We start from the raw sequence: 24,532 nt of genomic DNA, 5'->3' as shown, positions 1-24,532 counted from the left end.
GGCCGATCAGGCCACGAACGGGTCCTGACCGGTCTCGCTCACCATGGGCCGGCGCGCGGCCTCCCACGACTGCATGCCGCCGCCGACGTTGACGGCGTCGCGCCCGAGCTGGCTGAGCCAGGCGGCGACCTGCAACGACCGGCCGCCGACCCGGCAGACGACGTAGACGGTGCGGTCGGCGGGGATCTCCTCGACCCGGCCCTGGATCTGGGTCATGGGGATGTGCACGGCGTCCGGCGCGTGGCCCGCGAGCCATTCGTCCTGCTCACGCACGTCGAGCAGGTAGGCGTCCGCGGGGACGGCGCTGGCCTCGGTCTCAGGAACGGTCATGCTTCCATTGTCCCGCCCACGGGGAGTCACTTGAGCAGCTTGGACATCCGCCGGTCGGCGAGTGGCTTGCCGCCGGTCTGGCAGGTCGGGCAGTACTGCAGCGAGGAGTCGGCGAACGACACCTCGCGGATCGTGTCGCCGCACACGTCGCAGGGCTGCCCCGCCCGGTTGTGCACGCGAAGGCCCGACTTCTTCTCCGCCTTGAGGTCCTTGGCCGCCAGGCCGTGGGCCCGTTCGACGGCGTCGGCGAGCGTGGTGACGATGGCCTCGTGCAGGTCGGCGACCTGCGCGTCGGTCAGCGTCGCGGCGATCTTGAACGGGGACATCCGCGCCGCGTGCAGCACCTCGTCGGAGTAGGCGTTGCCGATGCCGGCGATGATCCGCTGGTCGCGGAGCAGGCCCTTGATCTGCGTACGGTTGCCGCCCACGATGCGCTTCAGCGCGTCCACGGTGAAGGCCGGGTCGAGGGGGTCGGGGCCGAGGGCGGCGACGCCGGGCACCTCGTCCGGATTTTTCGTGACATAGATGGCGAGCCGCTTCTGCGTCCCCGCCTCCGTCAGCTCGAACCCCGGCGCCAGCCCCTCGTCGTCGGGCGCGAAGCGCACCCGCGCCGCGAGCGGGCCCTTGCCCGGCCGCACCGGCTTGGCCCCCGACATGTCGTCGCGCCAGCGCAGCCATCCGGCCCGCGCCAGGTGGACGACCAGGTGCAGGCCGTCACAGTCGAGGTCGAGGAACTTGCCGTGCCTCGCCACCCCGGTGACGGTCAGCCCGCCGAGCGCCGTGACCGGCGGATCGAACGTCTTGAGCGCCTGGATGCCGACCACGTCGACGGCCATGATGGACCGACCCACCGCCCGTTCGCGCAGGAAGTGGGCCAGAGACTCCACTTCGGGAAGTTCCGGCATGCCCCCAGAGTACGGTGCTCACCGGACCATCCACAGCCTGTGGAAAGCGCCGGGCGATTAGTGTCGGGGCATGAAGGTGACGATCGCCGAAGAACTCCTCCTGCTCGCGTACAGCGAGGGCGAGGGCAAGCAGCTCATCAGCACCGTGCAGCTCGACCCCGCGCTGGCCGGCGCGCTCCTCGCTGAGCTCGCCGTCGAGGGCCGCGTCGAGCTGACGGACGACAAGCTCGTGCTCACCGGCTCCGCACCCCTCGGTGACGAGGAGCTGGACGCCGTGCTGAGCCGCGTCGCCGGCGAACACAAGGAGCGCAAGCCCGCCTGGTGGGTGCAGCGCCTGCAGTCGCACAAACTACGCGCACGCCTGCTGACCAGGCTCGCCCAGTCCGGGGTGCTGACCGAGCAGCGGGGCAAGGTGCTCGGGATCTTCCCCGTCACGCGCTGGCCGGAGGCCGATCCCAGCGTGGAGGCCGACGTCAGGGAGCGGGTGGCGAGCGTGCTCGGCGGCGCGGAGCCCGACCCGCGCACCGCCGTCCTGATCGCGATCATGCATGCGGCCAAGCTCGACCGCAAGGCGTTCCCCGGGGCGAGCAAGGAACGGGTGAAGGAGCTCGCCGAGGGCGCCTGGGCGGGCGACGCGGTGGCCAAGACGATCGCCGCCATCAACGCCGCCACCATCACCGCGATCACCGCCGCCACGGTCGTCGCCACCAGCGGCGGCTGAGCGACCGGAGGGCCGGCGGCTCAGTTGGCGTCGATCACGTCCTTCGGCACCGGCCGGTCCTCCTTGAGCGCGTCGAACAGGGCCACCGCCTTGGTGCGGTCCCACTTGATCGCCGTGCCGCCGCTCGCCACGCTCTCCTCACCGCCGAAGGGCACCACGGTCGTCACCGGGCTGTCGCCCATGGACAGCCCGAGCGACAACATGTCGAACACACCCGTGTCGGTGTCGACCTCGACGGCGTCGGTGGCGCTCATGGCCAGCGGGATCGAGGTGAACGGGTTGATCAGCACGCCGGGGCTCGCCGCCTTCTTCACGACCGCGCCGAGGAACTGCCGCTGCCGCTTGGTCCGCTCGAAGTCGGGCAGCGCGCCGCCCTTCCTGGTGCGTACGTAGCCGAGAGCCTGGGAGCCGTTGAGCACCTGCGGGCCCTTCTTCAGCTTGAGCCCGGCCTTGGGGTCGTCGACGGCGGCCCGTACGTTGATCTCGACCCCGCCGACCGCGTCCACGATGTCCACGAACCCGGCGAACCCGATTTCCATGTAGTTGTCGATGTGCAGGCCGGTGACCGTCTCCACGGTGCGGACGAGCAGCTTGGGCCCGCCGAAGGCGTAGGCGGAGTTGAGCTTGTCGCGGCCCCTGCCGGGGATCGTGACGGCGGAGTCGCGCGGCAGGCTGACCAGCGTGGGCTTGTCGCCGCTGTCGGGGATGTGCAGCAGCATCATCGAGTCCGTACGCTGCCCGACGGCCCGCCCGGTCGCCAGCTTCTTGCGCTGGGCGGCCGAGAGGCCCTTGCGGCTGTCGGAGCCGACCAGCAGCCAGTTCGTGCCGGGGGTGTCGTCCGGGCGGCCCTCGTAGTCGTCGAGCACGCCCTCGATGCCGCTCAGCCGCGAGTCGATCCAGAAGAGCAGGCCGACGCCCGTCACCAGCAGCGCCACCAGGGCCGCCGCGATGATCTTGACGATGAGCCGGCCGGACGGCCGCCTGCGCGGCCCCCGGGGCGTCCCGCCGCGGCCCTGCTCCGGCGGTTCGCCGCTCCCGCCCGACGACGAGCGCAGCGGCCGGACCGGGCCACCGCCGCCGGAACGTTCCCGGCCGTAGACGCGCCCGCGCCCCTGCGCCGGCGCGCCGTCGTTCGCGGCGCGGGGGGACGACGTCTCGGCCGGCGGGACGGTGGGAAGCTTGTGGGTGGGCGCGTTCGCCCCTCTCAAGGGCGGCGTCTGGTGGGCGGGAGCGCCGCCCGAGCGGAGGCCGTCGTCCGGCCTCGGCGGCAGCGGGCGCCCGTCGCCCGGCGAGCGCATGGCTCGCGTCCGGTCGTCCTCAGACACTTCGCCCTCTTCCCCTTCGGTATGTCATAGACGGTACGTCGATCCCCCCGACTGTGCGGAGTGCCGCCAAGGTTGCTCCACGGAAAAGTACCGGGAACCAAAAGATCGTAAGCGGCGCGGACACTCCCGAATGACCCTTGTGACGGGTGTGACCGAAGCAGCGGCGGAAACATAGACGCCGCCTGCGTCGTTAGTTAAGGGACGACCTCTATCGAAGGGATGATCGTGTCCGCTCCGGACCCGTGGAGTCCATGCCCGTGCCGGTGCACGGGTTCCTCTGAGGGCTCACTGCGGTGAGCGCCTATCTCGGGCTACTGGCCCTGTTCCTCCTCACCGCTGCGACCGGATTCTTCGTCGCCCAGGAGTTCGCCTACGTCGCCGCCGACCGGGGTGTCCTGCGCGAGCAGGCCGCCGCCGGTGACGCCGCCGCCGACAAGGCGCTCAAAGTCACCTCACGCCTGTCGTTCATGCTCTCCGGCGCCCAGCTCGGCATCACGGTCACCGCGTTGCTGGTCGGCTTCCTGGCCGAGCCGGCGATCTCCGTGATCGTCCGGCCCTGGCTGGAGGGTACGGGGATGTCCGACACCATGATCTCCGGCGTGTCCGTCGCCGCCGGTGTGCTGGTGGCGACGGTGGTGCAGATGGTCCTCGGCGAGCTGGCGCCCAAGAACCTGGGCATCGCCAGGCCCGAGCCGGTGGCCAAGTTCCTGGCCCGGCCGACGCTGGCGTACCTGACGGTGGTCGGCCCGGTGGTGCGGCTGTTCGACTCGGCCGCCACGGGCCTGCTGCGCCTGGTCGGCATCGAGCCCGTCGAGGAGGTGGAGCACGGGGCGACCCCCGAGGAGCTGTCGCGCATCATCGAGGAGTCGACCCGCGCGGGCGAGCTGCCCCCGCGGCTGTCGGACCTGCTGGAGCGGGCGCTGGAGTTCGGCGACCGCACCGCTGAGGAGGCCATGGTGCCGCGCCCCCGCGTGGTCGTGCTGCGCGAGTCGCAGCCCATCTCCGACCTCCTCGGCGTCATGCGCGAGCGCGGCCACTCCCGCTACCCCGTGCTCGCCGAGGACGGCGACGTGCTGGGCGTGACGGGCGTCCGCGAGCTGCTGGCCTCCGGCCTGGAGGAAGGGCGCGTCGGCGCGGTGACCCGTCCCGCGCTGCTGGTGCCCGACAGCCTGCCGCTCCCGCTCGTGCTCGACCGGATGCGCGGCGCCAAGGACGACATCGTCTGCGTCATCGACGAGTACGGCGGCCTGGCCGGCGTCATCACCGTCGAGGACCTCGCCGAGGAGCTGGTGGGCGAGCTGCTGGACGAGAACGACCCGGAGCCGCTCGGCGCCGTGCAGCTCCCCGGCGGTGTCTGGGAGGTGCCGGGACGGCTGCGCCTGGACGAGGTCGAGCGCGCCACGGGCCTCAGCCTGCCCGAGAGCGACGACTACGACACGCTCGCCGGTCTGGTCCTGGCCCGCCTGGGCCGCCTGCCCGACCCGGGCGACGTGGTGTCCGTGCCGGTCACCGCGGACACGGACGATCCCTTCGAGGAGGACGAGGGCGGCCGTACGGCCCGCCTGACGGTGATGTCGCTCAACAGACGAGTGCCTGAGTGGGTCCGCGTGTCCCCTGAGGAGCAGCCTGCGGAGCAGGCTTCTGAGCAGCGGGGCGAGTGGGCGGAGGCGGCCCGATGACGCTGCTGCTGCTGAGTCTCGCCCTGCTCGCGTTCAACGCCCTGTTCGTGGCGGCGGAGTTCGCCTTCGTCTCGGCCCGCCGCCACCGGCTGGAGGAGATGGCCACGGGCGGCAACCGCCTGATCCGCGTCGCCGCCAAGTCGGCGGTCGGCGGCGGGCGGCAGCTCTCCCTCATGCTGGCCGGCGCGCAGCTCGGCATCACCCTGTGCACCCTGGGCCTCGGCCAGGTCACCGAGCCGGCCCTGGAGCACACGATGGAGCCGCTGTTCGCCGCTCTGGGCGTCCCCGAGGGCCTGCGCCTGCCGATCTCGCTCACCATCGCCCTGGCGCTGGTGACGTTCCTGCACATGGTGGTCGGCGAGATGGCGCCGAAGTCGTGGGCGCTGACCCACCCCGAGCGGGCGGCGCTGCTCCTGACGCTGCCGTTCCGCGCGTTCACCAGCGTGATGAGCCCGCTCCTTCGCTCGCTCAACGCCCTGACGAACGCCATACTGCGCCTCTTCGGCGTCCAGCCGAGGAACGAGCTGGCGACCACCCGCACCCCTCGCCAGCTCGCCATGCTGGTGGGCGAGTCGGGCCGCATGGGCCTGCTCGACCGCGAGGAGCACGACCTGCTCACCCGGGCGCTCCGCCTCCAGGCGGAGGGCATCGAGCGGCTGATGGTCCCCATCGAGCGCGCCGTGAAGGTGGGCGTGAAGGCCACCGGACGGGAGATCAGGAAGGCGGCCGCCGGCAGCGGGCACCTGAGGCTGCTCGTGGAGGGCCCGTCGGGCGTCGAGGGTGCCCTGCACGCCAGGGACGCCCTCCTGCGGCCCGAGGCCACCGCGGAGTCGCTGAAACACCCCCTGCCGAGGCTGGCGTGCGTCACGCAGGTCCCGGAGGCCGTGACGGCCCTTCAGGACGCGCGGGCGCACCTGGCCCTGGTGACGAACGCCGCGGGCGCCGTCATCGGCATGGTGAGCCTGACCGACCTCCTGGGCGAGCTCCTGGACACCAGGGCGGCAGGGGCCACGGCGGGCTGAGCTAGGGGCGCCTCGTGCCGGCCGGTCACCGCGCCGGCACGAGAAAGCCCTTTTTGTGAGCTAAATCACGCAAGCCACCCGAAAGTGATCTGCAAGCGGAGGCATCTACCGTCCTCCTTGCGGAGCGCGGCCGTGCGCACCAGGGCCCGACAAAGAAAAAGCCCCGGCTCTTGCGAACCGGGGCTGCTTTCGTCAGTGTGGATCTGCCGATTTCATCGGTGGACCCGAGGTGGGCGAGGAGGGATTTGAACCCTCACGTCCTTTCGGACACACGGACCTGAACCGTGCGCGTCTGCCGTTCCGCCACCCGCCCTTGTGGGTGCGGAAAGAACATTAGCACGGAACAGCCAGTGGTACTGAACCCGGATACGATCGCATAAGACACGGGAGCGGAGGAGCTGGGCGCGACAGCCGACGGGCGCCGAGAACGCCGCCACGTGGAACAAGCGGAAACCGGGCGCCGAGCGCGCCGGGTGGCCGCGATCATATGCACGGAGGAAGGGAGGTACCCGGTGGGAGTCCTTCAGCGCTTCGAGCGAAGGCTCGAGGGCTTGGTTGAGGGAGCCTTTGCGCGGGCGTTCAAATCCGATCTCCAGCCGGTCGAGGTCGCCAGCGCGGTTCAGCGTGAGATGGACGAGCGCGCGGCGATCGTGGCCCAGGGTCGGACGCTCGTGCCCAACGACTTCGTGGTGGAGCTGTCCACGACCGACAGCGAACGGCTTGAGGTCTACGCCGACAGCATCAGCCACGAGCTCGCGAACCTCGCCAGGGAGTACGCCAAGGAGCAGGGCTACTCCTTCGTAGGACCGGTCCGGGTGCGTTTCGAGACCGCCGGCGATCTGGCTGTGGGCCTGTTCCGCATCCGGTCGGGGGTCATCCGCGGCGCGACGGTCGAGCAGGACGAGATCCGCCAGCCGGCGAGCGACCTGCCTCCGTCCCGGCCGAACGCTTTCAACGGGCGGCCCAGGCTGCTCGTGTCCACTCAGGACGACCCGCAGGGCGACCGCTCCTACGAGCTCACCACTCCGGTGACCTTGCTCGGCAGGGGCACCGACTGCGATCTTCGTCTCGTCGATCCAGGCGTCTCCCGGCACCACGCCGAGCTGCGCGTCGAGGGCCAGACAGTGGCTCTCGTGGATCTCGGATCGACGAACGGAACCTTCGTCAACGGCCAGCCGGTACGCAGGATCGAGCTCCAGAACGGCACGCGAGTGACGCTGGGTCGCACGACTCTGGTTTTCCGGCGCGATTAGAGGTAAACAGACGGTCCATGTCCGAGCTCACGCTGCTGCTGATCCGGCTAGCCTTCCTGGCGGTGCTGTGGTTCTTCGTCATTGCCGCAGTCGGCGTGATCCGGACTGACTTGTTCGGTTCACGCACGGCTCCCGCGGGCCCACGCAAAGCGCCACGGACCGCGAAGGCACCGGCGAAGCCCAAGAGCAAGAAGGGCGAGCCACGCCAGCTCATCGTCACCGGTGGCCCGCTGCAAGGCACCACCATCGACCTCACGGAGACGCCCATCACCATTGGCCGGGCGAACGACGCCACGCTGGTAGTCAGCGACGATTACGCATCCAGCCGGCACGCCCGGCTCTTCCCCCAGGACGGCCAGTGGATCGTGGAAGACCTCGGATCCACCAACGGCACGTACCTCGACCGTTCAAAAGTCACCCGCCCGACCCCGGTGCCGCTCGGTGTTCCGATCCGCGTCGGCAAGACAGTCATTGAATTGCGCAAATGACCATCGCACTCCGCTACGCCGCCCGCTCGGACGTCGGCCTCCTCCGCGAAGGTAACGAGGACTCGGCGTACGCCAGCGGCCGCCTGCTCGCCGTCGCCGACGGCATGGGCGGGCACGCACACGGCGAGGTGGCGAGCTCAGTCGCCATCGCCGCCATGGCCTCTCTCGAAGAGGCCCCCCAGGGGGGTGACCTGCTCAACGCCATTGAGGCAGCGGTACGCGATGCCAACCGCAGGCTGCACGAGATGGTGGGGCGGGATCCCAGCCTCAAGGGCATGGGCACGACGCTCACGGCGATGCTGTGGAGCGGCACCCAAGTGGCCCTCGTCCACGTGGGAGACTCGCGCGCCTACTTGCTGAGACGCGGCGAGCTCTACCAGATCACTCACGACCACACCCTGGTCCAGCAGCTCGTCGACGACGGGCGCATCACGCCGGAAGAGGCCGCCACGCACCCGCAGCGCTCGATCCTGCTGCGCGCGCTCGACGGCAGCGGCGAGGTCGATCCCGACCTCACGCTGCGGGAGGCGCAGGTGGGCGACCGCTACCTGCTGTGCTCCGACGGGTTGTCAGGGGTGGTGAGCGCGGAGACGCTGCACGCCACGCTCACCAACATCGACGACCCCGAAGAGGTCGTCCGCCAGCTCATCGATCTGGCCAACCGCGGTGGCGGGCCGGACAACATCACCTGCGTGCTGGCCGACGTCCTGGAGACCACCGATGGGCAGCCGGTGCCCGCCGAGGCCGCCATCGTCGGCGCGGCGGGGATGACCCGGCTGCGGGGCGCCCCCCAGGACACCCAGCCGGGGCGAGCCGACGCGGTGACCGCGCCCCAGCCGGTCCTCATTGACGACGACTTCGGGGAGCCGGTCGCCCAGCGGCCGGCCGTCCGGCGTCGCCGCCGGATGTGGCCCGTGCTGGTCACCGTGCTCGGCGTGGGCGGCGTGGCCGTCGGCGTCGGCGGCTACTTCGGATACCAGTGGACCCAGGACCAGTTCTTCGTCGGCGCTAGGGGCGACGAAGTGGTCGTTTATCAGGGGGTTCAGAAGGAGGTGGGTCCCTTCCAGCTCTTCAGCGTCAAACGGCCGACCGGGCGGCAGCTCTCCCAGCTGTCCGAGGCCGATCAGGCGCTGGTCAAGAGCGGCATACCGGTGACCAACGCCGACGCGGGCGTGGAGAAGATCAACAGCTTGAAGTTCTCCACGAGCCAGGCCGACGACGGCTCGACGACGGCGTCCCCGTCCCCCACGCCGTCGGCGTCCGCGACCAAGACCAAGACGAAACCGCAATAGATGAGCGAAGTCGCAGCTTCCCCCGTCCCTATGCCGGCCAAGCGCCGGGTGGCCCAGCTGGTCATGCTGGCGCTCGCGGTCCTGATCGTCATGGGCGCCTACGCCAACGTGGGCCTCGCCGTGGACGGCCGGGTGCCCGCGGGCATGCTGGCCTACGGTCTCGGCCTGGGCGGCATCATGCTGGTCGCCTACCTCGTGCTGGCCAAGTTCGCCCCTTGGGCCGACCCGCTGATCCTGCCGCTGGTCACGTTGATCAACGGCCTCGGCCTGGTGATGATCTACCGGCTGGAGTCGGCCAAGATGCCCGGCGCGTCGGCCGCCAACCAGATCATGTGGACCGGCCTCGGCGTCGTGATGTTCGCCGCCACCCTCGTCGTGCTGCGCGACCACCGCATGCTGCAGCGCCTCACCTACACCGCGGGCGCGATCGGGCTGGTGCTGCTCGCCATCCCCGCGCTGCTGCCCGGCTCGCTGAGCGAGGTCCAGGGCGCCAAGATCTGGATCCGCATCGGCGGCTTCTCGATCCAGCCGGGCGAGTTCGCCAAGCTGGCGCTGGTGGTCTTCTTCGCCGGCTACCTCGTGGCCAAGCGCGACGTGCTGGCGCTGGCCGGCCGCAGGCTGCTCTTCATCGACCTGCCCCGGGCCCGCGACCTCGGCCCCGTCCTCGCGACGTGGGGGCTGAGCCTGCTCGTGCTGGTCTTCGAGAAGGACCTCGGCACCTCGCTGCTGCTGTTCGGCACGTTCATCGCGATGATCTACATCGCCACCCAGCGCACCTCGTGGGTGCTGATCGGCGTGCTGCTGTTCGTCGGCGGCGCCTATCTCGCCGGGCTCGTGTTCTCGCACGTCGGCGACCGGTTCGAGATCTGGCTCAACCCGGGCAGCTCCGAGTTCTACGACCGCGAGATCGGCGGCAGCTACCAGATCATGCAGGGGCTGTTCGGCTTCGGCGCGGGCGGCATCCTCGGCACCGGGCTCGGCCAGGGGCATCCCGAGCTGATCCCGCTGTCGTTCTCCGACTTCATCTTCGCCGCCACCGGCGAGGAGCTGGGCCTGACCGGCCTCATGGCGCTGCTCATGCTCTACGCGCTGCTGGTCGAGCGAGGGCTGCGCACCTCGCTGGCGGCCCGCGACCCCTTCAGCAAGCTGCTCTCGGGCGGACTCGCGTTCCTGCTGGCGTGGCAGGTGTTCATCATCGTCGGCGGCGTGACCAACCTCATCCCGCTGACCGGCCTGGTCACCCCGTTCATGTCCCAGGGCGGCTCCGCCCTGCTCGCTAACTGGATCCTTATCGCGCTCCTGGTAAGAACGTCGGATGCCGCGAGACGCCCCCCACCCCAGGCGATCCAGAACGAAGGATTGACACAGGTGTTCCAGCGATGAACGGCACACTGAAGCGCGTGTCCGTGGCCTGCCTGGCCATGTTCGCGCTCCTGATGATCAACGTGAACTTCCTGCAGGCGGTGCGGGCCGAGGAGCTGCGCGCCGACGCGCGCAACGTCCGCAACTTCTACGAGCGCTACTCCATCGAGCGCGGGCGGATCATCGCCGGCGGCAAGGTGATCGCGCAGTCCGTGGAGACCGACAGCAAGCGGTTCAGGTTCATCAGGCAATACCCCGACGCCAAGCTGTACGCGCACGTCACCGGCTTCTTCTCGCCGGAGAGCGCGAGCGCGATCGAGGCCAGCGAGAACAAACTGCTCGACGGCTCCAGCGCCGACCTGCTGCTGCGCCGCAGCATCGACCTGTTCACCGGCGAGCCGACCAAGGGCGCCAACGTCGAGGTCACGATCAATCCCAAGGCCCAGAAGGCGGCCTACGACGCGCTGCGCCAGAGCGGCAAGCGGGGCGCGGTCATCGCGATCGAGCCCAAGACGGGCGCGATCCTCGCCATGGTGTCGCTGCCGACCTACGACCCCACCGAGCTGTCGGGCACCGACAAGGGCAAGGTGTTCTCCCGCTACGACGAGCTGGCCAAGGCCAAGGACCAGCCGCTGCTCAACAGGACGATCGGGCAGACCTACCCGCCGGGGTCGACGTTCAAGGTCGTGACGATGGCGGCCTACCTGGAGGACGACTCCTCGCGCGGGCCCGACACGACCGTGGACGCGCCGCAGAACCTCCCGCTGCCCAACACGAACATCAACCTGCCCAACTACGGAGGCGCGGCCTGCGGCTCCGGCTCGGTCACGCTCACGTACGCGCTGGAGAGGTCCTGCAACACGCCGTTCGGCAAGATGGGCATGGAGCTGGGCTACGACAAGATGAACGAGCAGACCGAGAAGTTCGGCATGGGCACCCAGATCGGCGTGCCGATGTCGGTGGCGCAGAGCGACTTCGGCAAGGAGGAGGACAAGGCGGCGCTCGCCATGGCCTCCATCGGCCAGCGCAGCAACCGCATGACCCCGCTGCAGATGGCCATGATCGCGGCCGGCATCGCCAACAACGGCACGGTCATGAAGCCCTACCTCGTCAACAAGATCACCGACGCCAAGGGCGACACGATCGACGAGGCCGACCCCGACGAGCTGACGGACGCGGTCAGCGAGGACACCGCGAGCAAGCTGCGGCAGATGATGGTCAGCGTCGTCCAGAACGGCACGGCCAACCTCGCGCAGGTTCCGGGCGTCCAAGTAGCGGGAAAGACGGGCACCGCGGAGACGGCCGACGGCCAGCCGCCGCACGCCTGGTTCATCTCCTTCGCGCCCGCCGACGACCCGAAGATCGCGCTCGCGGTCATCGTCGAGTCCGGCGCGGCCAACGTCGGCGCGGAGGCGACCGGCGGCCACACGGCCGCCCCGATCGCGAAGGCCGTGCTGGAGGCGGTGCTCACCAAGTGACCGACGGTAACCTGCTGGACCATGCGGCTCCGTAACCGCTACCTCCTGGTCTCCCGCATCGCCATGGGCGGTATGGGAGAAGTGTGGCGTGCCCGGGACGAGCTCCTGGGCCGCGAGGTGGCCGTCAAGATCCTCCGTAGTCACATCCATGTCGACCCGGCCTTCCGCGAACGTTTCAGGAACGAGGCCAGGATCACCGCGTCCCTGGCCGACCCCGGGATCGCCCAGGTCTTCGACTACGGCGAGCAGAGCGATCTGGCCTACCTCGTGATGGAGCTGGTCCACGGGGAGCCGCTGTCGGCCATTCTGGCGCGCAACGGCGCCATCGGGGCCGAGGTGACCCTCGACGTGGTGCACCAGACCGCCAGGGCGCTGCACACGGCGCACACGGCGGGCGTCATCCACCGCGACGTCAAGCCGGGCAACCTGCTCGTCACGCCCGAGGGCGTGATCAAGGTCACCGACTTCGGCATCGCGCGGGCCCTGGAGGCGGCGCCGGTGACGCAGACCGGCACCGTGCTGGGCACCGCCCAATACGTCAGCCCCGAGCAGGCGCAGGGCTTCCCGCTCACCCCGGCGACCGACCTCTACTCGCTCGGCGTGGTGGCCTACGAGTGCCTGGCGGGGCGCACCCCGTTCCTGGGTGACAATCATGTGGCCATCGCGCTGCAGCATCTCAACGAGGCGCCCAGGCCGCTCGGCGTGGACGTGCCCGCGCCGGTGCGCGAGCTGGTGATGAGGCTCCTGGCCAAGGATCCCGGGCTGCGGCCGGGGACGGCGATGGAGGTGGCCGACCGGGCGTACGTGCTGCGCGAGTCGCTGGCGGCCGCCGCCGAGCGGCCCGCCGAGCTGAGCATGCTCACCGACCCCGGCGGCTTCCGCGTACGCGAGCCGTCGCCGGAGGACGAGCAGGAGACCGACCTGGTCACCCACACCGCGCCCGACGAGCACGCCACCGGTCAGGCGCCGGCGAGGCGGCGCCGCCGGGGCGCCCGCACGCTGGCCGTGGTCGCCACGGCCGGCTGCGTCGCCGCGGTGGGGCTCAGCGCCATGACCCTCGCCGCCCGGACTCCCGGCACCACCGCCACGCCCGGCACCGCGGAGCCGACGCCCCCGGTGCCCTCGCCCGCGCAGGTGCGGCCGGGCAGGACCAAACCGCGGACCCACCGGCCCCCGGTGGTTCCGGTCAGGTCGTCGCGGCCTACACCCTCGCGGTCGGCTACGGTAAGCAAGTCGGCTACTCCCACAAGAAAGCCGACACCCAAACCGACCCCGACGACGCGAACCCCGACGCCTACCCCCACAACCCCGAAGCCCACCACAACCCTGACAACTCCGACACCGCCCGCTTCGCCGGATCAGGGTGCGACAAACACGCCCGAGGAGGAGACGTGACGCGCCAGGGGGTCGATGATGGACACCGGCGGCCCCCGAGCAGGCCGGTACCCAAGATGAACGGTAAGGGACAGTGCAGGAAATGACTCAGCCTCGGCTACTCGGAGGTCGTTACGAGCTCGACGGTGTCGTCGGGCGCGGCGGCATGGCTGAGGTGTATCGCGCCCGAGACATCCGGCTGGACCGCATAGTCGCGATCAAGACCCTCCGCTCCGACCTGGCGCGCGACCACACCTTCCAGGCCCGCTTCCGCCGCGAGGCGCAGTCGGCGGCCTCACTCAACCACCCCGCCGTCGTCGCGGTCTACGACACCGGTGAGGACGTCACCGACGGCGCGCCGGTCCCGTACATCGTGATGGAATACGTCGACGGCCGCACGCTGCGCGACCTGCTGCGCCAGGACCGCCGGCTGCTGCCGGAGCGCGCGGTCGAGCTGGTCGACGGCATCCTGCGGGCGCTCGACTACAGCCACCGCGGCGGCATCGTGCACCGCGACATCAAGCCGGCCAACGTGATGATCACCCGTGCGGGCGACGTCAAGGTGATGGACTTCGGCATCGCCCGCGCGATGGCCGACTCGGCCGCCACGATGACGCAGACCGCCCAGGTGATCGGCACGGCCCAATACCTCTCGCCGGAGCAGGCGCGGGGCGAGCGGGTCGACGCGCGCAGCGACATCTACTCCACCGGCTGTCTGCTCTACGAGCTGCTGACGGGCCAGCCGCCGTTCACCGGCGACTCGCCGGTCGCCATCGCCTACCAGCACGTCCGCGAGGATCCGATCCCGCCGTCGCAGATCGACCCCGAGATCCCGGCCTGGGCCGACGCGATCGTGCTCAAGGCCATGGCCAAGGACCCCGCCCAGCGCTACCAGAGCGCGGGCGAGATGCGCACCGACATCCAGCGGGCGATGTCCGGCATGCCGACCGACGCCCAGACGATGGCGATGAACGCCGGCGGCTACGGCCAGGGCACGCGCATGATGACGGCCACGCACGCGGCGACCGGCCCGGCCACGCAGCGCACCAACGCCGTCCCGCCCTACGAGTACGGCGACGGCGAGGGCGGCGGCCGTGGCGGGCGGCGCCGGGCTTCCGGAGGCGGCGGCAACGGGCTCAAGACCGCTCTGTGGATCATCATCCCGCTGCTGATCATCGGCGCGTTCGTGACGGTCGGCTACATGGTCTTCGGCAACGGCGGTGGCGGCGCCACCTCCGACACCCAGGTCACGATTCCCTCGCTCGCCTCGCAGGAGCGGGCGTACGCGGAGGAGCAGCTCAAGGCGCTTGAGCTCAAGGTCGAGGTCGTCCAGGAGAACAGCTCCGAGATCGACAAGGGCAGCGTGATCCGGACCGACCCGCCGGAGGACACCAAGGTCGAGAAGGGTTCGGCGGTCAAGCTCTTCGTCTCCAAGGGCCCGGCCAAGAAGAAGGTGCCGGACGGCCTCATCGGCCTGTCCCAGGAGGACGCGATGGCCGCCCTGGAGAAGGAGGGCCTGCGCGGCACGGTCAAGACCAAGGTCTCCAGCAAGAAGCAGGGCACGGTCGTCGACACCAGGCCCAAGGCCGGCGAGGAGATCGAGGAGGGCGGCACCGTCACCCTCTACGTGCCCAAGGAGCTGGGCGAGGTGCCGAGCGTCATCGGGCTCACCCAGGAGGACGCCTCCGCGCAGATCAAGCAGGCCGGCTTCCGGGTGAAGGTCGTCCCGCAGCCGAGCGACCAGCCGCAGGGCACGGTCATCCAGCAGAACCCCGGCGAGGGGGCCAAGCTGGCGCCGAACACGACGATCACGATCGTGGTGTCCACCGGGCCGCAGCAGGAGCAGCCGACGCAGCAGCCGAGCGACGACTTCCCCGAGCAGCCCAGTGACGAGCCGACCAGCGACAACCCGATCGACGAACCGCCGACGAACGACAACCCGATCGACGACGAGCCCGACGGGTTCTAGCGACGGGTCCTGACGCGCCGAGGGCCGCCTCTCCCTTCCGGGAGGGGCGGCCCTCGGTTTTCTCCGAACGTGAAAGAACGCCCCCGCCGCTCGGGGGCAACGGCGGGGACGTTCACTGGTAAGTCGGTGGCAGCGCGACATTTGTTACATGGTTCGCCGAAGCCAATTTTCCAGCAGCTTGTAGCCGTGCTCCGACAGGACCGACTCGGGATGGAACTGGACGCCCTCGACCGGCGCCCGGCGGTGCCGCAGGCCCATGACCACGCCGTCGGCGGTGCGCGCGGTCACCTCCAGCGCCTCGGGCACCGTGCCGGGCAGCACGGCGAGCGAGTGGTAGCGGGTCATCCTGACCGGCGAGGGCAGCGTCTCGAACACGCCCTCGCCGTCGTGCAGGATGTCGCTCGTCCGGCCGTGGAACAGCTCGGGCGCGCGGGTGACGGTCGCTCCGAAGGCGACGGCGATGGCCTGGTGGCCGAGGCAGACGCCGAGCAGCGGCTGCCGCCGCGCGACCGCCCGGCGGACGAGCGGGACGCTCACGCCGGCCGCTTCGGGGGTGCCGGGGCCGGGGCTGACCAGCACGCCGTCGAAGCCGTCCGCGTCGGCCTCGCGCACCTCGTCGCGCGGGCGCACGTCGCACTCGGCCCCGAGGACGCGCAGATACTGCACGATCGTGTGGACGAAGCTGTCGTGGTTGTCCACCACCAGCACACGACTCATTCCTTGACCGTCACCTCGTCGAGCGTCACCAGCGGATCCAGTAGCGGAAAGACCACAAACCACAGTACGGCCGCCACGGCGGTGACCAGCACGACGGCGGTCAGGATCCGGCGGGGCAGAGGGCCGGGCAGCTTGCGCCAGAGCCAGGCGTACATCTGGGGCTCATTCCTTCCTGAGCTGCGTCTCCTTGAGCACGCCGTACACGATGAGGCGCTGGGCGGCGGAGAACTCCGGGTGACAGGTGGACAGCGTGATGTAGGCGCGGATGGGGCGGATGTCGGGCTTGCCGGGCACGGGGGCGAGCACGTCCACCTCGTCGGGCTCCACGACGTCCTGGGAGGTGACGCGGTAGGTGTAGCGGGCCTCGCGGGCGTCCACCACGATCTCGTCGCCGCGTTCCAGCTCGTCGAGCCGGTTGAACGGGGCCGCGAACGTGGTCCGGTGGCCGGAGACCACGAAGTTGCCGACCTGGCCGGGCAGGGCGCTGCCCGGGTAGTGGCCCGGCCCCTTCCTGAGCTGGTCGGCGCCGACGCCTTCGACGATCGCGTACCGGTAGCCGGGGCCGAGCCTCGGGATGCCGAGCAGGGCCACGGCCCGGCCGAGGTCGATCCGGTCGAGGCGGCCGCGCTCGCCGGCCGCCCTCGCCGCCTCCAGCTCGCGCTGGAGCAGCAGTTGCTGGCTCTGGGTGTAGGCGCCGGTGCCCCAGAGCAGGTAGGCGCAGAACAACATGAGGATGAGGCCCGCGGTGATGCTCGTCTCCCCCAGGGCCCGGAGCGCAGCCCGCACCCGATCAGGGTAAGCGGGGGAGTCACGGCGGCCGGGGATCGCCAGGACGTGCGCGTGGCGACTATCCTGGGCCCGTCTCGATTAGGCTAACCGAAGAGCCTGCGGACGATCCGGATGCCCCAGGCCCTCAGCAGGAGTTACCCAGTGCCCAAGTCCAAGGCTCGTAAGAAGGCGGTCTACACGCCGCCGCAGAGGTCGCAGCAGGTCAAGGTCAGCCCGCGGTGGCTGGCGCCGACGATGGTCATCGCGTGGATCATCGGCATCCTCTGGATCGCGGTCTACTACGTCGCGCCCAGCACGCCCTTCATCGGCGAGCTCCAGAACTGGAACCTGCTGATCGGGTTCGTGTTCATCATCTTCGGTGTGGTTCTTTCCACCCGCTGGCGTTAGTTCTTTCCACAGTTTTTTCCACACCCTGTGGGCGCCGTCACGCGGCGGCCCTCACCCGACCCCTGCGGCGGCCAGGATGGCCGACACGCGCACCAGCACCAGGGCGATCAGCACGATCAGCACGCCCGCGACGGTCGCCGCCTGCCACAGGGTCCGGTTCCTGCTGGGGGCATAGGCGATGGCCGCCGCCAGCAGCGAGCCGGTGATGAGTCCGCCGACGTGCCCGGTCCAGCTGATGCCCGACACCACGAAGGTGATCGCCAGGTTGATCACGATCAGCACGGCGATGCCGCGTACGTCCATGTTGAGCCGGCGGCCGACCACGAAGACCGCGCCGAACAGGCCGAAGATGGCGCCGGAGGCGCCGACCGTCGGCTGGGTGAGCGGGTCGAGCCAGAGGCCGAGCACGCTGCCGCCGAGCGCGCTGATCAGGTAGATCGCGAGATAGCGGGCGTGGCCGAAGGAGCGCTCCAGGTAGGGGCCGACGACGTAGAGCGCCCAGGAGTTGAACAGGATGTGCATGACGCCGCCGTGCACGAACGCGGCGGTGATCAGCCGGTGGTACTGCTCGCCGAGCGCGACCCCGGCGGGCCACATCGCGAGCTCGCTGGTGACGCGGTCGCCGGTGAGATACTGCGCGCCGAAGATCAGCAGGTTGATGACCAGGATCGCGTACGTGACGATCGGCGTGCGTACGACGTTGCCGCCGAAGGTGGAGCGGGCCTGACGGATGCCGCGGTTGCCCTCGGCCACGCATTCGGGGCACTGGAAGCCGACCGCCGCGTCACGCATGCAGTCGGGGCAGATCGGGCGCTCACAACGCTGGCAGCGGACCCAGGTTTCCTTGTCAGGATGCCGGTAGCACGTGGGGATGGCCTCGGCCGGCTGCTCCGGCTGAGGGGGCGGGCTGGGCGGCTGGCTGGTCATGACCGAAAGCCTATGGCCTGTTACGGCTTGCCGCGCTTCGCCCGCCCCTCAGGAACGAGGGCTCAGCCCTGCACGCGGTCGATGGTGACCGACTCCAGGATGACGTCCTCGATGGGCCGGTCGCGTGCGTCGGTGCGGGTCTTGGCGATGGCGTCGACGACGTCCTGACCCTCGATGACCTCGCCGAAGATGGTGTGCTTGCCGTTGAGGTGCGGCGTCGGGACGACCGTGACGAAGAACTGCGAGCCGTTGGTGCCCTTGCCGAAGCGGATGCCCGCGTTGGCCATGGCCAGCAGGTAGGGCCGGTTGAACCAGAGCTCGGGGTGGATCTCGTCGTCGAACTCGTAGCCGGGGCCGCCGATGCCCTGACCCAGCGGGTCGCCGCCCTGGATCATGAAGCCCGGGATGACCCGGTGGAAGATGGTGCCGTCGTAGTAGCGGCCGGTGCTCTTCTCGCCGGTGCCCGGGTGCGTCCATTCGCGGGCGCCTTCGGCCAGCTCCACGAAGTTGCGCACCGTCTTCGGCGCCCTGTTGGGAAAGAGTTCGACCTTGATGAGGCCGCGGTTGGTCTGCAGGTTAGCGATCAGCTTCTCAGCCACGAGACAGCTGCCCCCCTTAATGGACAGGGTTGGTTGGTGATCTTGTGTGAACTGTGGCCTTAGGGCCGCTGTGACCATCCTCCCACGGACCGCAATGAATGGACCGCCTCCCCCAGGGAAGGTCAGGCTCGGGATCCCAACGACAGGGGAGGTTGTCGTGTCCCTGACACTGAGAAAGCGCCGCGTGGCCATAGAGGTACCCGCCACGTGGATGGGTCGCGTGAAGACCCGGGCCGTACACACCGGCCAACGAATGTCGCCGATGGCCGACCAGGCCAGAATGGCCGCCACGCACCGTATCGAGGACGCCCGCTCGTGGGCGGCACCGCGGCTGGAGTCCGCGGCGCACGGCATCGAGGACCAGGTCGCCCCGTACGTCAGCTCCATGCTGACCGCGGCGGCCAGGAAGATCGAGCCGACTCGGACGCGGTCGCGCAAGTGGCCGATGCTCGTTCTGATGACCGGACTCGCGGTTGGGGCCATGGGCTACATGGCCTACCGCCGCAATGCCCAGCAGTGGACCGAGCACATGAAGGACTCCGCCTCCGATGCCACACGGTGGGTCAGTGAGAAGGCGGACCGCACCGCCGATTCCGCGAACCGGATGGCGAGCGGCGTGTCGGACCGGGCGGACGAGACGTCTCGCAAGATGTCCTGATTCGGCGACCAGGGTAGGCGCCTCCGTGCTCCGGCACGGGGGCGCTTCTCCTTGTCCGGGGGTTTGACCGCTTACCAAGCGCTTGCTACAAACCGGACATGACCCTGTCACCCCTCGACGACTATCCCGTCCACCAGGCGGCCCAGGTCATGCGGCACGTGACCACCTCCGACCGCAACTTCTACGACCGCTACTACTTCAACTGCCATGCCGGCACCGACGAGCTCATGCTCATCGTCGGTCTCGGCCAGTACCCCAACCTGGGCGTCACCGACGCCTTCGCCCTGGCCCGCCGGGGGGACCTGCACCGGGTGGTGCGGGCCTCGCGCGAGCTCGGCGCGGACCGGATGGACACCGGGGTCGGCCCGTTCCGGGTCGAGGTCGTCGAAGGGCTGAAGCGGCTGCGCGTGATCCTGGAGCCGAACGCGTACGGGCTGTCCTTCGACCTGAGCTGGGAGGGCACGATCCCGGCCACCCTGGAGCCCCGGCACTTCCTGCGGTGGCAGGAACGGGTGATGTTCGACTCCGTCCGGCTCGCCCAGACCGGCCGCTGGACGGGGCACGTACGGATCGGCGACGAGGAGATCCCGGTCACGCCGGATCGCTGGCAGGGCACCAGGGACCGCTCCTGGGGCATCCGCCCGGTCGGCGAGGCCGAGCCGCCCGGCATCCAGTCCAGGAACGCCGGCACCTTCTACTGGCTGTACGCCCCCATGAGCTTCGGCGACCACGCGATCCTGTGCATCGTCCAGGAGGACGAGCGGGGCCGCCGGCTGCTGGAGGAGGCCGTCCGGGTGTGGGCGGACGGGCGCGAGGAGGAGTACCTGGGGCGCCCCGACTACCGGCCCGTGTACGCGCCGGGCACCCGGGACGTCGTCGAGGCCGTCATCACCTTCACCCCGCCCGCGGGCAAGCCCTTCGACGTGCGCTGCACCCCCGTCCTGCCGGTCCACCTGATGGCCGGCACCGGCTACGGCCTCGAACCGGACTGGCGGCACGGGATGTACCAGGGGCCGGAGCCGGTGGTGCAGGGGGTGACGTACCGGCTGCCGGAGGACGCGAACCGCATGTGGGGGCTCGTGGACGCGGTCGGGCGTTTCGAGTACGACGGGCTGGTCGGACACGGCCTGTTCGAGTACTGGGCCCTGGGCCCCCACCCGTCGTTCGACCAGGGCTGACCCTCTTCAGGTGGGCGGGCTTCCGGATCACAGAGATCGGGGAGTCCGCCCAGGCGGAGACTATTCCGTATATGCTCCGGATCTTCGTATGAAGCGGGTTGTCACCGATAGCGGTCCATGTAACCGGTGGTCCCGGTCAGAGCGGGATCGGCGTAGTGAGCGGGAGACAGGTGAACGCCCGTGGCGCGTTCGGCAAGGGCGAGAGCGCTGGCGACGGGATGTTCGGGGAACTCGGGTCGCTCGTCGTCGAGGTTCATGCCGAGCTCCTGAAGGTCGCTCCGGAGTCGGTCGGGGTCGGAGTCTTCCCGGAAACGGTAGGAGAACAGGCTGAACGTGGTGATCAGTTGATCCTTCACGTAGTAGATGAAGTCCTCGCCTTTGAGGGTCACACGTACTGCGGCTGCGGCGGTGCCTTCCGACAGCAGATGGGCGTTGCCGTAGACGATTCCTTCCCCGCAGCGTTCGAGCAGGACGGTTCCGCCGTGAGCCGCGTAGGCGGTGACGCCGGATCCTGCCTCATCCAGAGGACCTGGAGTGATGCCGATCCGCTGCATGGCGTCTTCGGGGTGCAGTCCGTGCACGAAGCCGGCGTGGAGCCACGGTTCCCCGAGGCCGTCAGTGAACTCGTCATAGAGCCATTCGTAGGTCGTCACTGTCGCGCCGCTCATCCCTGTGCCTTCCGCGGGAACCCTATTGCGGTGATCATGGCAAAGGGGGCCGACAACTTCGCCAGCAGTCCACAGCTCGGGAACCCTTTCAAGATCATGCCTTCGGACCAGGAAAAACGCTGACCTGGTGGCGTGTCCCGGTCGCCCTGTTCAATCAGGGCGGCGGATCCGGCAGGTGCCTCGACGTGTCCTGGACGTGGCCGGCAACGCCACGGCCAACGGCACCAGGCTCCAGATCTGGACCTGCACCGGCGCGCCCAACCAGCGGTGGACCCGGCTGACGTGACGGTCTCCGGTCGCTGAGGCCGTCCTGGAGAGACGGGCAGGTCCTTCGGTGTGTCCAAGCGTGCAGACGCCGAAGGACGGCCATCTACGCGCGGACTTGCGGTGGCCGAAGACGGCCACGGTCAGGTACGGTCGGCCAGCCCGCGCACGACAGCACCGAACGCGGCCACCGGTTGATCGGTCCTGCTGAGCGGCCAGCACAGGGCGATGCGCAGCGGCGCGATGTCGTGGACGGGTCGCCAGGCCAGGTCCGGCCGGCCATAGTGCCGGCCTATCGACTCGGGACCGATGCACACCGCCGATCCGGAGGCGACGTGTTCGAGCATCTCTTCGACGTTGTCGTTCTCCGGACCCCAGATCGGCTCGCGTCCGTCGGGACGTGGGTTCACCGCCCACCAGTCGACCCAGTGTTTCGGAGCCCGGCGGGTCCACACCAGTGGTTCATCAGAGAGGTCCAGGATCGAGATCGTCTCGCAGCCGGCCAGGCGGTGTCCGGCGGCCATGCCGACCATGCGCTGCTCGATGGCGACGATCTCGGTGTGCAGTCCGGTTGTGTCGGCTGGGAGCCATACAAAAGCGACGTCGACGAGCCCATCATGCAGCGCGGCGATCTCACCGCCCCATTCGAAGCGTTTTGGCTGGACGGAGAAGTCAGGGTGCAGTCGACGGAACTCGGCATAGGCCTGGGTGGCCAGCGACCCGGCGCCTGAGGCCTCGAACCCGACCCGCAGAACGCGCGCCGTGACGGCGGCAACGAGCCGCGCGGTGCGCTGGGCGGTCTGCCAATCGGCGATCAATTGCCGGGCGAGCGGGAGAAATGCCTCTCCGGCGGTGGTGAGCAATACCTGCCGGCTGGTTCGCTCGAAGAGCGGCGTGCGCAGGTCCTCCTCCAAGCGTCGGATTCTGCGGCTGAGGACCGGCTGGGAGACAAAGAGCCGTTCGGAGGCTCGCGTGAAGTTGAGCTGTTCGGCGAGCTCGATGAAGTACCGCAGGGCACGCGTGTCCACATCCATGCACCGGCCTCCTACACCGATCCTCAAAGATCTATGCATTTACCGTATAGAAAGAGGTCTTGGACGTGGCCCGGCAAAACGGGTTTTCTAGCTCTCGCGGGATGACGAAGCCAGGCGCCCGTCATGCCAGAGGTTTCGCTGAAGCGGCTCCCGGCGTCGCGCCGAACGCCCGCCGATCTCACGAACTCGGTTCCTCGCTCTAGAGCCCACCCATACCGGAGGACGACTATGTCACTTGATCCACATGCCGAAAGCCACCAACTCTCGCGTTCCTCGCCGCGACGTGATGTCCTGATGGCGGCGGCCGCCGGCCTCGCAGCGGCTGCCGCGCTTCCGGCCGGCGAAGCTGTCGCGGCCGCGCACCCGGCGTCGGCCGGAGCCGGGCGCCCGCGCGGCACGGGCCGGTTCGCGGGGAAGACCGTGCTCGTCACCGGAGCGACCTCGGGCATCGGCAAAGCCACCGCCTACGCCTTCGCCAAGGAGGGCGCCCAGGTGATGTTCTGTGGCCGGCGTGCCGAGTTGGGGCGGCGTAACGAACGCGAGATCCGCGACTCCGGCGGGGAGGCGAGCTTCCATCGTGCCGACGTTCGCGAGGAATCCGACGTCGTGGCGCTGATCAATGAGTGCGTGCGCCGCTACGGCCGAATCGACATCGCCGTCAACAACGCGGGCATCGAGACGCCCCGGGCCGCACCGTTGCACCAGCAACCGGTACAGGACTTTGACGATGTCTGGCGCACCAATACCCGAGGCGTCTTCCTGTCGATGAAGTACGAACTGACGCGGATGCTGCGCCAGCGTCGCGGCGTCATCATCAACACGGCCTCGATCTCCGCTGAAGTCGGGTTCGCCACCATCGCGCCGTACAACGCCAGCAAGCACGCCGTCGCCTCGCTCACCAAGGTCGCCGCACTGGAGTACGCGGACAAGGGCATCCGCATCAACGCCCTGGCGCCGGGAGCGGTGGACACTCCGATGCTGCGACGCGCTGCCGAGGCGTTCGGGATGACCTACAAGGAGATCGCACAGGGCTACCCGATCAAACGGATCGTGCACCCCGACGAGATCGCCCGCGTGATCATGTTCCTCGCCTCGGACGAGGCGTCCGCCGTGGTCGGAACCGACGTCGACGCCTCGGGCGGCTACCTCACCGGCTGACAAGGTACCGGGATCGCACGCAGCGACGGGCTTGCCCTGGTGTCGTTCCCCGGAGGCGAGTGAGGCGCTGGGTGAAGCCGCCGGCGTGCTCGTCGCGGAGGGCCAGGGCGCGCAGGTCGCGGAGGAGATCGACTTCAGCAAAGTCTCGAAGCTGGAGAACAACAAGCAGCCCCCCACTGAGACCGACGTCCGGGAATGGTGCCGGATCTGTGGCGCCGAAGCACAGACCACGGATCTCGTGGCCAGTCTCCGGAACGTCAACGCCTTCTACACGGAGTGGCGACGTGCTCGGCCTGGAGTGGCGGCGGTACGACTCCCGAGGCGCACGATCCCGCGTCATGGAGCACTTCTCAGGCGGCAACGTCGAGTTCGAACTGTGCGGCGAAGGCGGGCAATGGGGTCATCCGGCGCACGGAGCGGGACGATAGGAACGTCACCGTGATGGAGACGGCCCGAGCTGCCCACGTGACGTCCTCGATCTCTGGAAGCTGCTGATCATAGGGTCGCCGACCCAACAGCGACCTCGCTCAAGGTGACCAGATATGGCAACGGTCACGTTGGAGTAGCCACCACAGGAGGACATCGCTACCAAGCCGAGCGATCCACAAGCCTTCTTGTAGCCACACGACTACTATCTGCTATCTAGGCGAGGAGATACGACCAGTAGACAAGAGAGGTAAGCCGTGGATCTGTACGAGCACTCGCTCAACCAGCCGGTTTTCCGCCGTCTGTGCGGAGGCAACCAGGACGAGGAGGAGATGGAGTCCTGTGTCGAGATCGACCCGATCCCAGGCGCTCCGGACGCGTTCGCCCTGCGTGACGGGAAGAACCCGGATGCGGGGACTCTCCGCTTCACCGGTGCCGAACTTCGCGCGGCCGCCGTGACCACCATCTAGCGAGACCCCAGGACGGGCGGGCGGCCCCTGCCTGATCACAGCAAGCAGGGGCTGCCCGC

At 69.4% G+C, this 24,532-nt stretch carries 26 protein-coding genes and 1 tRNA gene; 16 read left to right on the top strand and 11 right to left on the bottom strand.

Going from position 1 to position 24,532, the window contains the following annotated elements; translation table 11 throughout:
* Window positions 1-6: 6 nt before the first annotated feature.
* Window positions 7-330, bottom strand: coding sequence for a rhodanese-like domain-containing protein (locus SMD20_RS30990; RefSeq protein WP_329588139.1), 324 nt, complete (start codon window positions 328-330; stop codon window positions 7-9).
* A gap of 26 nt (window positions 331-356) precedes the next feature.
* A complete protein-coding gene (locus SMD20_RS30985; protein WP_329588137.1) occupies window positions 357-1,235 on the bottom strand; it encodes an Fpg/Nei family DNA glycosylase in 879 nt (292 codons plus the stop codon).
* A 70-nt stretch (window positions 1,236-1,305) separates the two neighbouring features.
* Here SMD20_RS30985 and SMD20_RS30980 point away from each other — a divergent pair, with 70 nt between their 5' ends.
* Window positions 1,306-1,956, top strand: coding sequence for a GOLPH3/VPS74 family protein (locus tag SMD20_RS30980; RefSeq protein ID WP_329588135.1), 651 nt, complete (start codon window positions 1,306-1,308; stop codon window positions 1,954-1,956).
* A 20-nt stretch (window positions 1,957-1,976) separates the two neighbouring features.
* On the opposite strand, the gene SMD20_RS30975 is transcribed toward SMD20_RS30980, so the two are convergent.
* Window positions 1,977-3,281 (bottom strand): LCP family protein, encoded by a 1,305-nt coding sequence (locus SMD20_RS30975; protein ID WP_329588133.1) that lies wholly within the window; start codon window positions 3,279-3,281, stop codon window positions 1,977-1,979.
* 293 nt (window positions 3,282-3,574) lie between these two features.
* On the opposite strand from SMD20_RS30975, the gene SMD20_RS30970 reads away from it, so the two are divergent.
* A complete protein-coding gene (locus SMD20_RS30970; protein WP_329588130.1) occupies window positions 3,575-4,960 on the top strand; it encodes a hemolysin family protein in 1,386 nt (461 codons plus the stop codon).
* Window positions 4,957-5,982, top strand: a complete 1,026-nt coding sequence (locus tag SMD20_RS30965) for a hemolysin family protein (protein WP_329588128.1) — start codon at window positions 4,957-4,959, stop codon at window positions 5,980-5,982. The genes SMD20_RS30970 and SMD20_RS30965 overlap by 4 nt, the downstream gene beginning before the upstream one ends.
* A gap of 230 nt (window positions 5,983-6,212) precedes the next feature.
* Here the strand turns inward: SMD20_RS30965 and SMD20_RS30960 are convergent.
* Window positions 6,213-6,295 (bottom strand) — tRNA-Leu (locus SMD20_RS30960).
* A 199-nt stretch (window positions 6,296-6,494) separates the two neighbouring features.
* On the opposite strand from SMD20_RS30960, the gene SMD20_RS30955 reads away from it, so the two are divergent.
* From SMD20_RS30955 to pknB, 7 genes are all read left to right on the top strand, one after another.
* Entirely contained in the window at window positions 6,495-7,235 is a 741-nt protein-coding gene (locus SMD20_RS30955; protein WP_091081864.1) for an FhaA domain-containing protein, read from the top strand.
* Window positions 7,236-7,252: 17 nt separating this feature from the next.
* Window positions 7,253-7,723, top strand: a complete 471-nt coding sequence (locus tag SMD20_RS30950; protein WP_329588124.1) for an FHA domain-containing protein FhaB/FipA — start codon at window positions 7,253-7,255, stop codon at window positions 7,721-7,723.
* On the top strand, window positions 7,720-9,015 hold the full coding sequence (locus SMD20_RS30945; protein WP_329588121.1) for a Stp1/IreP family PP2C-type Ser/Thr phosphatase: 1,296 nt from the start codon (window positions 7,720-7,722) through the stop codon (window positions 9,013-9,015). The genes SMD20_RS30950 and SMD20_RS30945 overlap by 4 nt, the downstream gene beginning before the upstream one ends.
* Window positions 9,016-10,398, top strand: coding sequence for an FtsW/RodA/SpoVE family cell cycle protein (locus tag SMD20_RS30940; RefSeq protein WP_329588119.1), 1,383 nt, complete (start codon window positions 9,016-9,018; stop codon window positions 10,396-10,398).
* Window positions 10,395-11,855 (top strand): peptidoglycan D,D-transpeptidase FtsI family protein, encoded by a 1,461-nt coding sequence (locus SMD20_RS30935; RefSeq protein ID WP_329588117.1) that lies wholly within the window; start codon window positions 10,395-10,397, stop codon window positions 11,853-11,855. The genes SMD20_RS30940 and SMD20_RS30935 overlap by 4 nt, the downstream gene beginning before the upstream one ends.
* Window positions 11,856-11,876: 21 nt before the next feature.
* Entirely contained in the window at window positions 11,877-13,250 is a 1,374-nt protein-coding gene (locus SMD20_RS30930; protein ID WP_329588114.1) for a serine/threonine-protein kinase, read from the top strand.
* Window positions 13,251-13,332: 82 nt separating this feature from the next.
* Window positions 13,333-15,198: a Stk1 family PASTA domain-containing Ser/Thr kinase gene (gene pknB / locus SMD20_RS30925; protein ID WP_329588112.1), complete on the top strand. Its 1,866-nt coding sequence runs from the start codon at window positions 13,333-13,335 to the stop codon at window positions 15,196-15,198.
* 144 nt (window positions 15,199-15,342) lie between these two features.
* Here the strand turns inward: pknB and SMD20_RS30920 are convergent, their stop codons facing one another.
* Genes SMD20_RS30920 through SMD20_RS30910 form a run of 3 tightly spaced genes read right to left on the bottom strand, consistent with a single transcriptional unit; the run spans window position 15,343 to window position 16,701 of the window.
* A complete protein-coding gene (locus SMD20_RS30920) occupies window positions 15,343-15,915 on the bottom strand; it encodes an anthranilate synthase component II (protein ID WP_329588111.1) in 573 nt (190 codons plus the stop codon).
* Window positions 15,912-16,070, bottom strand: a complete 159-nt coding sequence (locus SMD20_RS30915; RefSeq protein ID WP_329588109.1) for a hypothetical protein — start codon at window positions 16,068-16,070, stop codon at window positions 15,912-15,914. Before SMD20_RS30915 ends, SMD20_RS30920 begins: the two co-directional genes overlap by 4 nt.
* Window positions 16,071-16,077: 7 nt before the next feature.
* Window positions 16,078-16,701, bottom strand: coding sequence for a class E sortase (locus SMD20_RS30910; protein ID WP_329588107.1), 624 nt, complete (start codon window positions 16,699-16,701; stop codon window positions 16,078-16,080).
* Between the two features lie 144 nt (window positions 16,702-16,845).
* Between SMD20_RS30910 and SMD20_RS30905 the strand changes: the two genes are divergently transcribed.
* Entirely contained in the window at window positions 16,846-17,091 is a 246-nt protein-coding gene (locus SMD20_RS30905; RefSeq protein ID WP_329588105.1) for a cell division protein CrgA, read from the top strand.
* A gap of 51 nt (window positions 17,092-17,142) precedes the next feature.
* Here SMD20_RS30905 and SMD20_RS30900 read toward each other — a convergent pair whose 3' ends face one another.
* Window positions 17,143-18,018: a rhomboid family intramembrane serine protease gene (locus SMD20_RS30900; RefSeq protein WP_329588103.1), complete on the bottom strand. Its 876-nt coding sequence runs from the start codon at window positions 18,016-18,018 to the stop codon at window positions 17,143-17,145.
* Window positions 18,019-18,080: 62 nt separating this feature from the next.
* Window positions 18,081-18,617: a peptidylprolyl isomerase gene (locus SMD20_RS30895; RefSeq protein WP_329588101.1), complete on the bottom strand. Its 537-nt coding sequence runs from the start codon at window positions 18,615-18,617 to the stop codon at window positions 18,081-18,083.
* A 157-nt stretch (window positions 18,618-18,774) separates the two neighbouring features.
* Here SMD20_RS30895 and SMD20_RS30890 point away from each other — a divergent pair, with 157 nt between their 5' ends.
* Window positions 18,775-19,275, top strand: a complete 501-nt coding sequence (locus tag SMD20_RS30890) for a hypothetical protein (RefSeq protein ID WP_329588099.1) — start codon at window positions 18,775-18,777, stop codon at window positions 19,273-19,275.
* 98 nt (window positions 19,276-19,373) lie between these two features.
* A complete protein-coding gene (locus SMD20_RS30885) occupies window positions 19,374-20,453 on the top strand; it encodes a hypothetical protein (RefSeq protein WP_329588097.1) in 1,080 nt (359 codons plus the stop codon).
* A 101-nt stretch (window positions 20,454-20,554) separates the two neighbouring features.
* On the opposite strand, the gene SMD20_RS30880 is transcribed toward SMD20_RS30885, so the two are convergent.
* Window positions 20,555-21,121, bottom strand: coding sequence for a DUF6461 domain-containing protein (locus SMD20_RS30880; protein ID WP_329588095.1), 567 nt, complete (start codon window positions 21,119-21,121; stop codon window positions 20,555-20,557).
* A gap of 175 nt (window positions 21,122-21,296) precedes the next feature.
* On the opposite strand from SMD20_RS30880, the gene SMD20_RS30875 reads away from it, so the two are divergent.
* Entirely contained in the window at window positions 21,297-21,407 is a 111-nt protein-coding gene (locus tag SMD20_RS30875; RefSeq protein ID WP_329588093.1) for an RICIN domain-containing protein, read from the top strand.
* 121 nt (window positions 21,408-21,528) lie between these two features.
* Here the strand turns inward: SMD20_RS30875 and SMD20_RS30870 are convergent, their stop codons facing one another.
* A complete protein-coding gene (locus SMD20_RS30870) occupies window positions 21,529-22,419 on the bottom strand; it encodes a LysR family transcriptional regulator (protein ID WP_329588090.1) in 891 nt (296 codons plus the stop codon).
* 294 nt (window positions 22,420-22,713) lie between these two features.
* Here SMD20_RS30870 and SMD20_RS30865 point away from each other — a divergent pair, with 294 nt between their 5' ends.
* Both SMD20_RS30865 and SMD20_RS30860 read left to right on the top strand, forming a co-directional pair.
* Complete coding sequence (locus SMD20_RS30865; RefSeq protein WP_329588088.1) at window positions 22,714-23,577, top strand: SDR family NAD(P)-dependent oxidoreductase; 864 nt, start codon at window positions 22,714-22,716, stop codon at window positions 23,575-23,577.
* 683 nt (window positions 23,578-24,260) lie between these two features.
* Window positions 24,261-24,473, top strand: a complete 213-nt coding sequence (locus SMD20_RS30860; RefSeq protein WP_329588087.1) for a DUF397 domain-containing protein — start codon at window positions 24,261-24,263, stop codon at window positions 24,471-24,473.
* Window positions 24,474-24,532 lie beyond the last annotated feature (59 nt).

Origin of the sequence: Nonomuraea sp. LP-02, assembly GCF_036289125.1 — a bacterium.
GTDB lineage: Bacteria > Actinomycetota > Actinomycetes > Streptosporangiales > Streptosporangiaceae > Nonomuraea > Nonomuraea bangladeshensis.
The sequence above is the reverse complement of the archived record's forward strand: the minus strand, read 5'-3'. Positions and strand labels throughout refer to the sequence as shown.

What these genes read in the sequence shown, in the direction of transcription:
- SMD20_RS30990 (WP_329588139.1), bottom strand. Translation starts at nt 330, where the DNA reads ATGACCGTTCCTGAGACCGAGGCCAGCGCCGTCCCCGCGGACGCCTAC.
- SMD20_RS30985 (WP_329588137.1), bottom strand. Translation starts at nt 1,235, where the DNA reads ATGCCGGAACTTCCCGAAGTGGAGTCTCTGGCCCACTTCCTGCGCGAA.
- SMD20_RS30980 (WP_329588135.1), top strand. Translation starts at nt 1,306, where the DNA reads ATGAAGGTGACGATCGCCGAAGAACTCCTCCTGCTCGCGTACAGCGAG.
- SMD20_RS30965 (WP_329588128.1), top strand. Translation starts at nt 4,957, where the DNA reads ATGACGCTGCTGCTGCTGAGTCTCGCCCTGCTCGCGTTCAACGCCCTG.
- SMD20_RS30950 (WP_329588124.1), top strand. Translation starts at nt 7,253, where the DNA reads ATGTCCGAGCTCACGCTGCTGCTGATCCGGCTAGCCTTCCTGGCGGTG.
- SMD20_RS30945 (WP_329588121.1), top strand. Translation starts at nt 7,720, where the DNA reads ATGACCATCGCACTCCGCTACGCCGCCCGCTCGGACGTCGGCCTCCTC.
- SMD20_RS30940 (WP_329588119.1), top strand. Translation starts at nt 9,016, where the DNA reads ATGAGCGAAGTCGCAGCTTCCCCCGTCCCTATGCCGGCCAAGCGCCGG.
- SMD20_RS30935 (WP_329588117.1), top strand. Translation starts at nt 10,395, where the DNA reads ATGAACGGCACACTGAAGCGCGTGTCCGTGGCCTGCCTGGCCATGTTC.
- SMD20_RS30930 (WP_329588114.1), top strand. Translation starts at nt 11,877, where the DNA reads ATGCGGCTCCGTAACCGCTACCTCCTGGTCTCCCGCATCGCCATGGGC.
- pknB (WP_329588112.1), top strand. Translation starts at nt 13,333, where the DNA reads ATGACTCAGCCTCGGCTACTCGGAGGTCGTTACGAGCTCGACGGTGTC.
- SMD20_RS30920 (WP_329588111.1), bottom strand. Translation starts at nt 15,915, where the DNA reads ATGAGTCGTGTGCTGGTGGTGGACAACCACGACAGCTTCGTCCACACG.
- SMD20_RS30915 (WP_329588109.1), bottom strand. Translation starts at nt 16,070, where the DNA reads ATGTACGCCTGGCTCTGGCGCAAGCTGCCCGGCCCTCTGCCCCGCCGG.
- SMD20_RS30900 (WP_329588103.1), bottom strand. Translation starts at nt 18,018, where the DNA reads ATGACCAGCCAGCCGCCCAGCCCGCCCCCTCAGCCGGAGCAGCCGGCC.
- SMD20_RS30885 (WP_329588097.1), top strand. Translation starts at nt 19,374, where the DNA reads ATGACCCTGTCACCCCTCGACGACTATCCCGTCCACCAGGCGGCCCAG.
- SMD20_RS30880 (WP_329588095.1), bottom strand. Translation starts at nt 21,121, where the DNA reads ATGAGCGGCGCGACAGTGACGACCTACGAATGGCTCTATGACGAGTTC.
- SMD20_RS30870 (WP_329588090.1), bottom strand. Translation starts at nt 22,419, where the DNA reads ATGGATGTGGACACGCGTGCCCTGCGGTACTTCATCGAGCTCGCCGAA.
- SMD20_RS30865 (WP_329588088.1), top strand. Translation starts at nt 22,714, where the DNA reads ATGGCGGCGGCCGCCGGCCTCGCAGCGGCTGCCGCGCTTCCGGCCGGC.